This is a genomic window from Sphingobium sp. SJ10-10 (assembly GCF_036038995.2).
In the GTDB taxonomy this organism is placed as follows: domain Bacteria; phylum Pseudomonadota; class Alphaproteobacteria; order Sphingomonadales; family Sphingomonadaceae; genus Sphingobium.
This window is the reverse complement of record NZ_CP158132.1, coordinates 1,622,262-1,635,054: the sequence shown is the minus strand read 5'-3', so window position 1 is coordinate 1,635,054 and position 12,793 is coordinate 1,622,262. Positions and strand designations below refer to the sequence as shown.

Here is a 12,793-nt window from a genome sequence, read left to right as displayed (position 1 = left end):
ACGCCTGAACTGGGCTCCTGCCTCCGCAGGAGCACGTATCGCTTAACGGCAGCTAATTGGCCAGCCGCACCCATGGCCAAATCCCCACGCAGCTATTCCAGCACCGTGATCGCTATCGCATAGTCGCCTGTCTCGGGATCATGCTCCAGCGGCGCCCGCAACTGGCGGGACAGGCCCGTCAGCACCCTGCCGTAGCGCTCCTCCAATCGGGCGGTCATGTCCGGCGACCCGCGCAGGGCGGGCGAGAGAATGTGGAGCACCGCCCGGCCGGTGCGGCCCGGTTCCAGTTGCACCGATATCCGCATCGCGGTGCGCGGGTTGGACAGCATGGCGAGTTCGACCAGTTCGGTCAGCAGGAAGGCGATCGGCACGGCGACGTCCTGGCTGATATGCAGATTGTCGCTGTCGATCTGAATGCCGAAGCGGCGCGCTTCGGCGGGGGCGGTGCTGCGCAGACTGGCCGACAATTCGCTGATGAGCGAGCGCACGCCGACGCCGCGATGCTCCTCCAGCTCCGCATAATGGTTGCGGTGGACGACGGACAGCGCATCGACCCGGCGCTGGATCGTCGCATAGGCTTCGATTGCTTCCGTATCATGGGCAGATCGTGCGTGAAGGTTGATCAGGCTGGCGATGATCTGGAGGTTGTTCTTGACCCGGTGATGAACCTCGCGGGTCAACTTGCGCTGGGTTTCCAGACCCTCCGCCATTTCCGCCTCATGGGTCGCGACATCCTCGCTGATTTCGCGGAAGGTGTCGCCCAGCGCCACGATCTCCTGCGCGGGGGTGCGGATGCGGCGCATCGGTTCCAGCACCTCGCCGGGCTGGTAGGCCGCCACCGATCGGCGCAGCAGCACCAGCGGCCGGATCAGCAGGCGGTTGACCACGAACCAGCCTATCGCCGCCGCCGCGAACCACATGACCAGCGGCAGGAACAGCGAGAGCATGCGCGCAACCGTGACCGGGGGATCGCGCAGCGTCATGGTGAGGATGATGCCGGGCGAATCGAGCCGGGCCGAAAGCGTCGTGCTATGGCCGCTCGGCAAGCTGGCGGGGCGCGTGATGAGCAGGCTGTGGCGGCCATCGTGCAGGGTGATTTGCCGGTTCTGCAACGTCCCTGCCGGGTTGGTCATCGCCTCCAGATAGGCGCGCGAATAATAAGCGATCGCCACGACCGCGCCGTTGCTGCTTTGCGCGCGGCTGACGAGATAGGGCGCATTGGGAAGCAACTGGGCGGGGGCGCTGCTGAAGCGCAGCGAGGACGGCAGGCCGGCGGGCTCCGGCAAGGAGGAACCACATAGCCGCCGGCCTGCGCGGTCGTAAATATAATAGCGGCCCCCGCCGCGATCGTGGGAGTTCAGGAACACCGAAAGGCGCACACACATGGACCGATCCGGCCCGGACGTGGCGAAACTGTTGGCCGTCAGCATTAGCGCCGTACGATCCGAGGCCAGATCCGCCGATAATTTACGCGCGCTCTGGGTGACGGCGACGCGCAGCAGGGCTTCCTTTTCCAGATCGGTCGTGCGGATCGCCTGGAGCGACGCCACCAGCGCGATGAGCCCAAGCGGCAACAACGCCAGCGTCAGGATGAGGAACATCTTGACGCCGGTCGAATGGGAAATGTTGTTCAATCTTTGCACGAAGGAGAGAAGGGCCGGAGGAGGCATGGCTTCGATGGGCGGCGGTGCGGGGCTTGTGTCCATTATCTGACGCTGAACATCAAACGCCGGTTTTCCCAGGAAGGCAACATCCGCCTGCCGGATTTTTCCAGAAGCGCCATATCCCCTCCGGTTGTTCTGGTCCGGCTGATCAGGGAGGGTCAGTCCAGCTTGCTGAGAAGGTCGAGCATTTCGGCGGGAATATCCTCATCCACCGCCCGCTGGTAAACGGAACGCAGGGCGTTGGCGACCTGGCCGTCATCTTTCGCCGCCGATACGCGTTTCTTGCGGGCGGCGCCGCCCTTCACGCCAGAACCCGGAGTGCTGGTGCCGACATCTTTCTTGTCCCCTCCCGTCACATCCCGTTCCGTCGTTGAAGCAACCAAAACACGCCCCTCTGCAGCCATCAATATCATGCCAGCCTGCTCTTCTTGCGGCTTTCCCCTATGACGTCAATTCAACGTCTGGGAAATCAAATCACAAAATTCCAAAGATTTCGAAAAAACCGAACGGCAGTGAAACAAATCCCCCGGTTGTTGGTTCCCTCGGCGAAGCATTTTTTGCCCGCTGGGCAGGCCGGTGCAGGAATGGGGGAGCGATTTCGGCAAGCGTGCCGAAAGCCTTTCCGTTCCGAAAGGGGGAAGGGGGGCTTGCCACATCGGCATCGTCCATCCATCCTTCCGATCCGGCGAATGTTTCGACGCATATGTTAAGCCATGACAAGGCGCCCGATGGGCTGGGAGATTTTTTACAGATGTCGCTTGGTCAGCAACTCCACCCCCACCTTCCTTTCCTGCGTCGTTATGCGCGCGCGCTGACGGGCAGTCAGGCGCATGGCGATGCTTATGTCCGCGCCACGCTCGAAGCCATCGTGGCGGCGCCGGACGAATTTCCCGCAAATGTCGACCCGCGCCTTGGCCTCTATAAAACCTTCCATGCGATCTGGTCTTCCTCCCATCTGGAAGACGGGCCGGTGCTGACCGGCGCCGACGGGCAGGAAGCGATCGCGCAGGCGCGGCTGGCCCGCCTGACGCCGCTGCCGCGCCAGGCTCTGCTGCTCACGGCGTTGGAAGGGTTCACCGTCGACGATGTCGGCTATCTCATCGGTCTGGAGAGCGATGACGTCGAAGCGCTGGTCAAGGAAGCGCTGAGCGAGATCGAGTCTCAGACCCGCGCCAAGGTGCTGATTATCGAGGATGAGCCGATCATCGCGATGGACATTGAAACCATCGTCCGCGACCTGGGCCATGAAGTGACCGCGATCGCCGTCACCCGCGAGGATGCGGTGCGCGAAGCCTTGGCGGAACGGCCGGGCCTGGTGCTGGCGGACATTCAGCTTGCCGACGATTCGAGCGGGATCGACGCGGTGAAGGATATCCTTGCCGAATTTTCCGTGCCGGTGATCTTCATCACCGCATTCCCGGAGCGTTTGCTGACGGGCGAGCGTCCAGAGCCGACCTTCCTCATCACCAAGCCTTTCCAGCGGTCCACCGTCAAGGCGGCGATTTCCCAGGCGCTGTTCTTCGACGAAGCCACGGCTCCGGCCTGATCGTTGCTGTCAGCTTTCTAAAATTAGGCCGGAAAAAGCGGGAACCCCGATCCGCGACTCGCGTTATTGATGCGTAACGATCGGGAGAAGCTTGATGGCTGAACAGGAACGGCACATTGCGACCGAAGATGCCAGAGCGGGCTCTACGCGGCATAATGTGCGTTACGTCCTGGGCATTTCGCTGACACTCGCGATCATTGTGATGATTGTGATATTATGGGGCTATTGAATGCTGCGGCAATTGGTCCTTGAGAAGAAAAAAATTGGGATGCGGACGCACATATGGCTTTGACGACTTCCGTTCATGCAGCGAGGGCGACGGCCGGTGAGGGGGTTGTTTCCATGAGCGAGGGCGTAAGCCAGGATGTGGAGCGCGAAACCCTGTCGGACGCGGATTTCAAGCGCGAGCTGGCAGCCGTGATCCCGCATTTGCGCGCTTTTGGCCGGTCGCTGTCGGGCAATCGCGATGTGGCGGACGATCTGGTGCAGGAAACGCTGCTGAAGGCCTGGGCCGCGCGCAGCCGCTTCCAGGCGGGCACCAACATGCGCGCCTGGACCTTCATCATCCTGCGCAATCACTATCTTTCCCAGATGCGCCGCTCCCGTTTCCGGGGCGACTGGGACGATTTGGCCGCCGACCGCCTGCTTGCTGCGCCTGCCGGGCAGGACAAGCATGTCGAATTGTCGGACATGCAGCGCGCTTTGCTGCAATTGCCGCAGCCGCAACGCGAGGCGCTAATACTGGTCGGCGCGGGTGGCTTTGCCTATGAGGAAGCGGCCGAGATTTGCGGCGTCGCCGTCGGCACCATCAAGAGCCGGGTCGCGCGCGGCCGCGCCGCGCTGGAACAGATATTGGAAAATGGCGAACTGCCTTCGCGCCGCAGCCATGAAACCAGCGACACGTCGGTGCTGGACGAGATCATGGACGATGTCGACCGGTTGAGCCGGGGCCGCGAAGCCAGGGAAGTGAGCGAAGATACCGACTCGGACCTGGAATGATCTGTGTTACACTCTCCACCTCTGGATGTGAGGATCGGGAGAAGGAGAATGGACGAGGGGCGTAAGGATGAATCCTACGAACCGGCTTCCGTACCGGGCCGGTCGCGCGGCAGCTTGATCATCTTCCTTTTGGTGGCCATCGCCCTGATCCTGGCGATCGGCTTTTTCTACATGACCAAGGAACGGGATGACCGCCGGGCCGATACCCTGACGGAAGCGGCCGGGTCCGTCGACAGCGCGGCCCATGTGGTGGGCGATGCGGCAAAGAATGCGGCGGATACGCTTCGCAATCATGATTGAAGCGTCGTTGGATGCCCATGCCCGCCGACACCATTTTGCGTCACTGATAAGGCATAGGCCTCCGTTCAGAAAATCTTTGTGATTGTCGTGCATTGTCCCCGGCGGTGTCGGATTTCCTTACAGCATCTGTAAGGCGATCCGGCGATGGCCTGCCCGCCGGGCGCAGCGGGAAACGCGCGACGAATGATAAGATTGTTCAAACATTATGTGCCGCATGCGGTGTTGCTGCTCGGCCTGCTGGACTTCCTGCTGCTGATCGGCGCGGCGGAAGGCGGCTGGATTTTGCGCGCGCATCAGATCGGCATGAATGTCGATCATGTAACCACGCGCATCGGGCCGCTCGTCAGCTTCGGCATCGCGATCCAGACGGCGATGATCGCCGTCGGCGTCTATGGCCCGGAAGCGCTGCAATCGATCCGCTATGCGCTGGCGCGGCTGTTGGTCGCGATTTCGCTGGGCGTGCTGTTCCTCTCGGTCATGCATTTTCTGTTGCCGGACATCACGCTCTGGCGATCCAATTCGCTCTACGCCATGGGCTTGGCCATCGCCCTGCTGCTGGCGATCCGCATCCTTCTGGGGTCGATGCTGGGCGGCGAGGCGTTCAAGCGGCGGCTGGTCGTGCTGGGCGCGGGCAATCGTGCCGCCCGCATCAGGGAGATTGAACAGCGCAAGGGCTCGGGCTTTCTCATCGTCGGCTATATTGCGATGAACGACGGCTCGCAGGTTATCCCCGAAGCGATCAACCGCAGCGCCATCTATAATCTCGCTGATTTCGTGGTCCGCCTGGCCGCGAGCGAGGTCGTGCTGGCGCTGGAGGAGCGGCGCAACGCGCTGCCGCTGGGCGACCTGTTGCGCATCAAGACCACCGGCGTCCATGTGAACGAGATATCGACCTTCCTGGAACGCGAAACCGGCCGCGTCGACCTGGACAGCGTGAATCCGAGCTGGCTGATCTTCTCCGACGGCTTTTCCGCCGGCCGCCGGATTTCCAGCATCGCCAAGCGGCTGTTCGACATCATCGCCAGTTCGATCCTGCTGCTGCTGACCGGCCCCATCATCCTGCTCGCGGCGATCCTGGTGAAACTCGACAGCAAGGGACCCGCTTTCTACCGCCAGCAGCGCGTCGGCCTGTTCGGGGAGGAATTCTGGATCGTGAAGCTGCGTACCATGCGGCAGGATGCGGAATCGTCCGGCCAGGCGGTATGGGCGGAAAAGGACGATCCGCGCATCACGCGCCTCGGCTACTGGCTGCGCAAGCTGCGCATCGACGAATTGCCCCAGACCTGGACGGTGCTGAAGGGCGAGATGAGCTTCGTCGGCCCGCGTCCCGAACGCCGCCAGTTCGTCGAGGATCTGGAACAGCATCTGCGCTATTATGCGGAGCGCCATATGGTGAAGCCCGGCATCACCGGCTGGGCGCAGATCAACTATCCCTATGGCGCGTCGATAGAGGATGCCCGGCACAAGCTGGAATATGACCTTTATTACGCCAAGAATTACACGCCCTTCCTGGACCTGCTGATCCTGATCCAGACGCTGCGGGTCATCCTCTGGCCGGAGGGCGCGCGATGAGCATGCTGCTGCAATTCGTCGGGGATTGGGGCCATGCCCTGGCCGCCGTGCTGTTCGCGGCGCTGGGCATCTTCATCCTCCGTCGCCGGGAAGAGGCAGCCGAACAGCGGCTGCTGGCCGCCGCGCTGCTGCTCACTTCCTGCTGGTCGCTCTACGTCTCCTTCGGCGGGGTGGAAAAGCCGCTGACCGGCATTGGCGAGAATATCCGTAACGCCGCCTGGCTGCTGTTGCTGTTCGCCATGCTGCGGCGGAATGGAGCGACCCGCGGAGGATCGCTGGTCGCGATCGGATCGGTTTATGCCGCCGTGGCGGGAATCATCCTGCTCCAGACCTTCACCGACCTCATCTGGCGGCAATTGCCTTCGTCCAGCGATCTGCATCGCGCACTCACCCATGTTTCGCTGGTGCTGCACATGATGACCGCGATCGGCAGCCTGATGCTGGTCCATCATCTCTACATCAGTTGGCCGACGCGGGAACGGGGGCGGGTGGCGCTGCTGCTGGGCGCGCTGGCGGCGATGTGGACCTATGATCTCAACCTCTATGCCATCGCCACCTTCGCCATGCATCGCGCCAACGAGCTTTACGCGCTGCGCGGGCCGATGATGGCGCTGCTCGCGCCAGTGATCGCGGCGGGGATGCGCAACGACATGGCGGGGCGGCTGCAATTGTCGCGCGCGCTGACCTTGCAGTCGCTCTCGCTGGCGGCGATCGCGTTGTATGTCGTGGTGCTGGCGGCAGCGGCAGTTCTGGTGGAACTGGTCGCCGGTCCCTATGCGCGGGTCGTCGAAATCGGCTGCGTCTTCTTCATGGCGGTCAGCGCCTTGGTGCTGCTCCCCTCCCGCCGGATACGCGCCTTCTGGAAGGTGCAGGTGGCCAAGCATTTCTTCCAGCACCGCTATGATTATCGCACCGAATGGATGCGCTTCGGTGACACGATAGGGCGTCCGGGCGACAATGCCCTGCCTTTGGGAGAGCGGGTGGCGAAGGCGGTGGCCGACATCACCGATTCCCCCGCCGCCGTGCTGATGCTGCGGGCGGAGGATGGCGCGCTGGCGTTCGAGACGCAGTGGAACTGGCCCGGCGACATGCCAGATGGCGCAGTCGTGCCCGCGCCGCTCGCCGCGCTGATCGAGCAGAGCGGCTGGATCATCGATATCGATCGCCCGCCAAGCGGCGCGGGAGAAATCAGCGCGCCCGGCTGGATGAGCCTCGATCGCCGCGCCTGGGCGCTGGTGCCGCTCATTCATTTCGGTCGGCTGATCGGCGCCATCCTGCTCGCCCGGCCGCCGATCGACCGGCGGCTGGACTGGGAGGATTTCGACATGCTGCGCGCCGCCGGACGGCAGGCCGCCAGCTATCTGAGCGAGGCGCAGGGGCAGCAGGCGCTGGACGACGCCCAGCGTTTCGAGGAGTTCAACCGCCGCTTCGCCTTCATCATCCATGACGTGAAAAATCTGGTGAGCCAGCTTTCGCTGCTCGCCCGCAATGCGGAGCGGCATGCCGACAATCCGGACTTCCGCGCCGACATGGTGCTGACGCTGCAAGAGTCGGTGGGCAAGATGAACGACATGCTTGCCCGCCTGTCGCAGCATAACAAGGGCCGGGCGGAAGAACCGCGTCCCATGGCGCTGCTCGAGGTGGCGCAGCAGGTGGCGCGCACCCGCTCGCGCCAGCATGAGATCAGCGTCACGGGCGATGCGCCGCAGGTGCTGGCCGATCCGGCGCGGGTCGAGCAGATCGTGATTCATCTGCTCCAGAACGCAATCGACGCCAGCAGGCCCGATAGCCCTGTAGAATTGCGTCTGTCGGTTGAGGCCGAAAATGCGGCGTTGGACGTCGTGGATCAGGGCCGGGGCATGACTGCGGAATTCATCCGCCGCGAGCTGTTCAAGCCCTTTTCGTCCAGCAAGACGGGTGGTTTCGGCATCGGCGCGTTCGAGGCGCGGGCGCTGGCCCAGACCATGGGCGGTCGGATCGACGTGGAAAGCAAGCCGGGGGTGGGGAGCCGTTTCACGCTGCGCCTGCCGCTGGCCTTGGGGGAAGAATTTAGGGGGAAGGCCGCCTGATGAGCGATATGCGACCGAAATTGCTGATCGTGGAGGATGATCCGGGGCTTCAGCGGCAGTTGCGCTGGGCCTATGAGGAATATCAGCTTTTCATCGCGGGCGACCGCGAGGAAGCGATCGAAATGCTGCGCGAGCAGGCGCCCGATGTGGTGACGCTGGACCTGGGCCTGCCGCCCGATCCCGACGGCACCAGCGAGGGTTTCGCCACGCTGGCGGAAATCCTGCGCATCAAACCGGATACGAAGGTCATCGTGGCATCCGGCCATGGCGCAAGGGAAAGCGCGCTCCATGCCATTTCGGGCGGCGCTTATGATTTCTATCAGAAGCCGGTCGACATCGATGAGCTGGGGCTGATCGTCCGCCGCGCTTTCCACGTCCATGCGCTGGAAAAGGAAAATGCGCGGCTGGCCGAAACCGCGCCGGAGGGCGGGCGCGTGCTGGGCCGGCTGATCACCGCCGCGCCGGAAATGATGAAGGTCGCCCGCACCATCGAGCGGGTCGCGGGGGCGGACGTCTCCGTCCTGCTGCTGGGGGCGAGCGGCACCGGCAAGGAATTGCTGGCTCAGGGGCTGCACGATGCCAGCCCGCGCCGCGAGGGTGCCTTTGTCGCGATCAACTGCGCGGCGATCCCGGAGACGCTGCTGGAAGCGGAACTGTTCGGGCATGAGAAGGGCGCCTTCACCGGCGCGATCAAGACCACGCCGGGCAAGATCGAACTGGCGCAGGGCGGCACGTTGTTCCTCGATGAAGTGGGCGACATACCGTTGGCTTTGCAGGTCAAGCTGCTGCGCTTCCTGCAGGAGCGGGTGATCGAGCGGATCGGCGGGCGCCAGCCCATATCGGTCGACACGCGGATCGTGTGCGCCACGCACCAGAATCTGGAGGAAATGATCGCGGCGGGCAGCTTCCGCGAGGATCTTTACTACCGGCTGGCTGAGATCGTCGTGCGCATTCCCGCGCTTCGGGAGCGGCCGGGCGATCCGGCGCTGCTGGCGCGGCATTTCCTCAACCGCTTCGCCAAGGACATGAATCCGCAGGTCAAGGGTCTCGCGCCCGATGCGCTGGCGGCGCTCGATGGCTGGGGGTGGCCCGGCAATGTGCGTGAGCTGGAGAACCGGATGAAGCGCGCCGTCATCATGGCGGATGGCAAGCATGTCACCGCCGCCGATCTCGATCTGGACGGGGATCGGGCCGAAGGGGGCGATGCGGTGAACCTCAAGGCGGCGCGGGAAATGGCCGACCGCCGCGCGATCCGCCGGGCGATTGCGCGAACGGACGGCAATATTTCAGGCGCGGCGAAGATGCTGGGGATCAGCCGGCCGACGCTCTATGATTTGTTGAAGCAATATCGGATGCAGAATTGAAGGTTTTTTGCTGATTTGACTGAAGCGCAACGTGCTGGTCCTAAACCCTCTCAACTCCCAGATCCGCCGCGCTGATCCCCAGCCGCCTGATCTGCTCCGCCACCGGAGGCCACACGGCCTCCAGGAAGCGCGCCCGTTCCATATCCCGCAGCCGCCGCGTGGCGCCGTCCGCAACGAACATGCCGACGCCGCGCTTTACGATCACCAGTTCGTCATCCTGGAAACATTGATAGGCCTTGGCGACCGTCAGCGGATTGGCGCCCTGTTGCGCGGCCAGGGCGCGCACTGAAGGCAGCATGTCGCCGTCGCGAAATTCCCCGTCCAGAATCGAGGCGGCGATGATCTCCCGCAGGCGGAGATAGACGGGTTTGGAGTCGTCGGCCATGGTGCATCAGTGCCATAATACAGCCGTGCGGGTCAAGCCACGCTCTTGCGCCATATCAGGCCGGATACGTAACTATCTATCCCAAACGGAAACTATATTGTCATATTCTGGCCGGGGCCGTTCTTCCTGTTCTCTTCCCGGCGTACCGATGAAGACGAAGCCCGCGATCCGTTCCCTGCCCTTTGCGAAGGCTGTCCGCACCTCCTCATTATAGCAGGCCCAGCCGGTCAGCCAACCGCCAGCAAAGCCCAGGGCATGGGTCGCGTGGAGCAGGTTCATGATCGCCGCCCCCGCCGACAATTCCTGTTCCCAGAGCGGAATCTTGCTGCCCTCCACCGGCGCGGAAAGCGCGACGACCAGCGTCGGAGCCTGATGCGCGAACTGGTGCATCGCCTCTATTTCCAGCCGGCCCGCATCCGGCTTTTCGGCACGATAGGCGGTCTCCAGCAGCACTGCGAGATCCTCGCGCTTATCCAGCGGCACGATTACGAAGCGCCAGGGCGCCAGCTTGCCGTGATCGGGCGTGCGCTGCGCCACCTCCAATATCGTGCGGAGCTGGTCGGCATCCGGTCCCGGCGCGATCAGGTCGCGGGGCTTGCCGGATCGGCGGGTCTGGAGAAGCGAGAGCGGAGAGCTGAGGTCATTGAACATGGCGCTCCAGATGGCTCGCCCGCTGATCGGACGCAAGGGCATGGCCGCTCTTTGACAGATGAATAATTTCGGCTCTAGGCTGGCGGCGACAAGGGGCGCGTTCCGCAGGCTCCGCAACAAGATAGGATAAGGGGCCGGATGGCGACCTCCGTTTCAACCGCCGCCGGAGCAGGGGCGGGTACAGGCAAGACCTGGCTCGGCCATCCGCGTGGGCTGTTCCTGCTGTTTTTCGTGGAGATGTGGGAACGCTTCTCCTTCTACGGCATGCGCGCGTTGCTGATCTTCTACCTGACGCAGCATTTCCTCTTTTCCGACCGCGACGCCAGCTACGCCTATGGCGCCTATATGTCGCTCATCTATATTTCGCCGCTGATGGGCGGCTATCTGGCGGACCGCTATCTTGGCCAGCGCAAGGCGGTGCTGTTCGGCGGCGTCGTGATCGCCATCGGGCATATCATCCTTGGCTTGGAAAGCGACGATGCGGGCGCCATGGGCCTTGGCCTGTTCTGGTTCGGCCTGGCGACGGTGATCACCGGCACCGGCTTCCTCAAATCCAGCGTGTCGGCGCTGGTGGGGCAGCTCTATCCGCGTGACGATATGCGGCGCGACCCGGCCTATACGATCTTCTACATGGGCATCAATCTGGGCGCGACCATCGGTCCGGTCATTTGCGGCTATCTGGGTCAGACATGGGGCTGGCATTGGGGTTTCGGCGCGGCGTCGGTCGGCATGATCGCGGGCGTCATCGGCTTCATGCTGTGCAAGCCGCTGCTACAGGGCCGGGGAGAACCGCCCGATCCAGCGCGCCTGAAGGAGCGCGTCGGCGGCGTCATCAGCCGCGAATGGCTGGTCTATCTGTCCAGCCTGGCATCGATCGCGCTTTGCTGGTTCCTGATCCAGAGCCATGCGATCGTCGGCTGGATGCTGGCGGCGGCGAGCGTCGCCGTCGTGCTGTACATCCTCTGGGAGGCTTTCGGCCGGATGGAGCGGATCGGCCGCGACCGGATGCTGGCGGCGCTGTTCCTGCTGGTCATCAACCCGATCTTCTGGGGTCTGTACGAGCAGACCGGATCGTCGCTCAGCCTGTTCACGGATCGCTACACGAACCGGCATATATTGGGTTTCCATGTTCCGGCGTCGATGTTCCAGTCGGTCAACGCCGCCTATATCCTGATGTTCGGGCCAGTGATCGCGGGCTTGTGGATATGGCTGGCGAAGCGGGGATGGGAACCCTCCACCCCGGCCAAGTTCGGCATAGCGCTGGCGCTGGTCGGCGCTGGTTTCCTGATCCTGGTGGCGGGGACCGGCGCGCCCGGCACGCTGACGCCGGTGCTGTTCATCTTCCTGCTTTATCTCTGCCACACGCTGGGCGAACTCTGCCTGTCGCCGGTCGGCCTTTCCGCCATGTCGAAGCTGGCGCCGTCGCGCATGATCGGCCTGATGATGGGCATCTGGTTCCTGGCCATGGCGCTGGGCGAATATGCCGCCGGGTTGATCGCGGCGGCTACGGGCGGAGAGGGGGGGGCGGCCTCCCGTGGCGATGTGCTGGCGGTCTACAGCCAGATCGGCTGGTGGTCCGTGGGCGCGGGCCTGGTGGTCATGGCGCTGGCGCCGTTGGTGAAACGGCTGATGCACAGCGATCGCTTTGGAGAGGAAAGCGCCTGAACGGGCGTTACTGCGTCGCCCCCCAGATATCGCTTTCGCGGATGAAGCCCTTCTGCCCGCCGACATCGAACGCGCACCAGCCCTTGCCGCAGGAGGAAAGCCGCCCCACCACGCCCTTCTGCGCGCGGAAGAGAGGACGGGCATCCTCGCTGGGGGAATTGCGCATCGGCGCGATGCCGGCGGTGACGATGGCGGTGGGCGTGTCGCTGAGCAGCCGGACATGCATCCAGCCCTGGGTGCCGGACGAATCCTCGATCTTGCGCCACAGGCCCAGCACCTGCACCACCTTCACCGGCAGGTCGCGGCGGCGATAGACCCAGTTGGACGGGTAATCCAGGCTCGGCCCCACGCGCATGCGCGCCTCGGCCTGGGTCAGCGACGCCCAATAGGGCACCGGCTTCGCAGGCGCGGCCCATGCCCCGCCCGTCCAGCACAGCGCGGCGACGATGCCCGCGCCCAGATAGCCCTTCATGCCCATATATTCCCCATCATGCGACCCCGCGACCATAGCCGCTCGCCCCTATGACCGACAACCGCTCTCTTGCACATTGGGGATAAGCGCTTGACCATCGCGCCTA

14 protein-coding genes are annotated in these 12,793 nt (G+C 63.8%); 8 read left to right on the top strand and 6 right to left on the bottom strand.

The features are described from left to right. Positions 1 to 92 precede the first annotated feature (92 nt). From VVT58_RS07770 to VVT58_RS07760, 3 genes are all read right to left on the bottom strand, one after another. Positions 93 to 1,601 (bottom strand): sensor histidine kinase, encoded by a 1,509-nt coding sequence (locus VVT58_RS07770; RefSeq protein ID WP_327753717.1) that lies wholly within the window; start codon positions 1,599 to 1,601, stop codon positions 93 to 95. Positions 1,602 to 1,822: 221 nt separating this feature from the next. Continuing rightward, on the bottom strand, positions 1,823 to 2,068 hold the full coding sequence (locus tag VVT58_RS07765; RefSeq protein WP_327753500.1) for a NepR family anti-sigma factor: 246 nt from the start codon (positions 2,066 to 2,068) through the stop codon (positions 1,823 to 1,825). A 70-nt stretch (positions 2,069 to 2,138) separates the two neighbouring features. Then, positions 2,139 to 2,333 (bottom strand): hypothetical protein, encoded by a 195-nt coding sequence (locus VVT58_RS07760; protein ID WP_327753501.1) that lies wholly within the window; start codon positions 2,331 to 2,333, stop codon positions 2,139 to 2,141. An 82-nt stretch (positions 2,334 to 2,415) separates the two neighbouring features. Here VVT58_RS07760 and VVT58_RS07755 point away from each other — a divergent pair, with 82 nt between their 5' ends. The 7 genes from VVT58_RS07755 (at position 2,416) to prsR (ending at position 9,514) form a co-directional block, all read left to right on the top strand. Beyond that, positions 2,416 to 3,210 (top strand): response regulator, encoded by a 795-nt coding sequence (locus VVT58_RS07755; RefSeq protein ID WP_327753502.1) that lies wholly within the window; start codon positions 2,416 to 2,418, stop codon positions 3,208 to 3,210. A gap of 94 nt (positions 3,211 to 3,304) precedes the next feature. Next, complete coding sequence (locus VVT58_RS07750; RefSeq protein WP_327753503.1) at positions 3,305 to 3,439, top strand: hypothetical protein; 135 nt, start codon at positions 3,305 to 3,307, stop codon at positions 3,437 to 3,439. Between the two features lie 113 nt (positions 3,440 to 3,552). Beyond that, entirely contained in the window at positions 3,553 to 4,209 is a 657-nt protein-coding gene (locus VVT58_RS07745; protein WP_327753504.1) for a sigma-70 family RNA polymerase sigma factor, read from the top strand. A 48-nt stretch (positions 4,210 to 4,257) separates the two neighbouring features. Next, positions 4,258 to 4,509: a hypothetical protein gene (locus tag VVT58_RS07740; protein WP_066555778.1), complete on the top strand. Its 252-nt coding sequence runs from the start codon at positions 4,258 to 4,260 to the stop codon at positions 4,507 to 4,509. A gap of 183 nt (positions 4,510 to 4,692) precedes the next feature. Beyond that, a complete protein-coding gene (locus VVT58_RS07735; protein ID WP_327753505.1) occupies positions 4,693 to 6,081 on the top strand; it encodes a TIGR03013 family XrtA/PEP-CTERM system glycosyltransferase in 1,389 nt (462 codons plus the stop codon). Continuing rightward, on the top strand, positions 6,078 to 8,150 hold the full coding sequence (gene prsK / locus VVT58_RS07730) for an XrtA/PEP-CTERM system histidine kinase PrsK (protein WP_327753506.1): 2,073 nt from the start codon (positions 6,078 to 6,080) through the stop codon (positions 8,148 to 8,150). The genes VVT58_RS07735 and prsK overlap by 4 nt, the downstream gene beginning before the upstream one ends. Then, entirely contained in the window at positions 8,150 to 9,514 is a 1,365-nt protein-coding gene (prsR, locus tag VVT58_RS07725) for a PEP-CTERM-box response regulator transcription factor (protein WP_087574085.1), read from the top strand. The genes prsK and prsR overlap by 1 nt, the downstream gene beginning before the upstream one ends. A 40-nt stretch (positions 9,515 to 9,554) precedes the next feature. Here the strand turns inward: prsR and VVT58_RS07720 are convergent, their stop codons facing one another. Next, positions 9,555 to 9,899 carry a GntR family transcriptional regulator gene (locus VVT58_RS07720; RefSeq protein WP_327753507.1) on the bottom strand — a complete coding sequence of 115 codons (345 nt, stop codon included), beginning with the start codon at positions 9,897 to 9,899 and terminating at the stop codon, positions 9,555 to 9,557. Positions 9,900 to 9,971: 72 nt separating this feature from the next. Then, entirely contained in the window at positions 9,972 to 10,550 is a 579-nt protein-coding gene (locus tag VVT58_RS07715; protein ID WP_327753718.1) for a nitroreductase, read from the bottom strand. Positions 10,551 to 10,688: 138 nt separating this feature from the next. On the opposite strand from VVT58_RS07715, the gene VVT58_RS07710 reads away from it, so the two are divergent. After that, positions 10,689 to 12,215 (top strand): peptide MFS transporter, encoded by a 1,527-nt coding sequence (locus tag VVT58_RS07710; RefSeq protein ID WP_327753508.1) that lies wholly within the window; start codon positions 10,689 to 10,691, stop codon positions 12,213 to 12,215. Between the two features lie 7 nt (positions 12,216 to 12,222). On the opposite strand, the gene VVT58_RS07705 is transcribed toward VVT58_RS07710, so the two are convergent. Then, positions 12,223 to 12,693: an SH3 domain-containing protein gene (locus VVT58_RS07705; RefSeq protein WP_327753719.1), complete on the bottom strand. Its 471-nt coding sequence runs from the start codon at positions 12,691 to 12,693 to the stop codon at positions 12,223 to 12,225. Between the last annotated feature and the right edge of the window lie 100 nt (positions 12,694 to 12,793).

Bases quoted from the DNA above. Each gene is read 5' to 3' on its own strand.
- VVT58_RS07765 (WP_327753500.1), bottom strand. From the start codon at position 2,068: ATGGCTGCAGAGGGGCGTGTTTTGGTTGCTTCAACGACGGAACGGGAT.
- prsK (WP_327753506.1), top strand. From the start codon at position 6,078: ATGAGCATGCTGCTGCAATTCGTCGGGGATTGGGGCCATGCCCTGGCC.
- VVT58_RS07750 (WP_327753503.1), top strand. From the start codon at position 3,305: ATGGCTGAACAGGAACGGCACATTGCGACCGAAGATGCCAGAGCGGGC.
- VVT58_RS07755 (WP_327753502.1), top strand. From the start codon at position 2,416: ATGTCGCTTGGTCAGCAACTCCACCCCCACCTTCCTTTCCTGCGTCGT.
- VVT58_RS07735 (WP_327753505.1), top strand. From the start codon at position 4,693: ATGATAAGATTGTTCAAACATTATGTGCCGCATGCGGTGTTGCTGCTC.
- VVT58_RS07740 (WP_066555778.1), top strand. From the start codon at position 4,258: ATGGACGAGGGGCGTAAGGATGAATCCTACGAACCGGCTTCCGTACCG.
- VVT58_RS07745 (WP_327753504.1), top strand. From the start codon at position 3,553: ATGAGCGAGGGCGTAAGCCAGGATGTGGAGCGCGAAACCCTGTCGGAC.
- VVT58_RS07715 (WP_327753718.1), bottom strand. From the start codon at position 10,550: ATGTTCAATGACCTCAGCTCTCCGCTCTCGCTTCTCCAGACCCGCCGA.
- VVT58_RS07705 (WP_327753719.1), bottom strand. From the start codon at position 12,693: ATGGGCATGAAGGGCTATCTGGGCGCGGGCATCGTCGCCGCGCTGTGC.
- VVT58_RS07710 (WP_327753508.1), top strand. From the start codon at position 10,689: ATGGCGACCTCCGTTTCAACCGCCGCCGGAGCAGGGGCGGGTACAGGC.
- VVT58_RS07720 (WP_327753507.1), bottom strand. From the start codon at position 9,899: ATGGCCGACGACTCCAAACCCGTCTATCTCCGCCTGCGGGAGATCATC.
- VVT58_RS07770 (WP_327753717.1), bottom strand. From the start codon at position 1,601: ATGTTCCTCATCCTGACGCTGGCGTTGTTGCCGCTTGGGCTCATCGCG.
- VVT58_RS07760 (WP_327753501.1), bottom strand. From the start codon at position 2,333: ATGGACGATGCCGATGTGGCAAGCCCCCCTTCCCCCTTTCGGAACGGA.
- prsR (WP_087574085.1), top strand. From the start codon at position 8,150: ATGAGCGATATGCGACCGAAATTGCTGATCGTGGAGGATGATCCGGGG.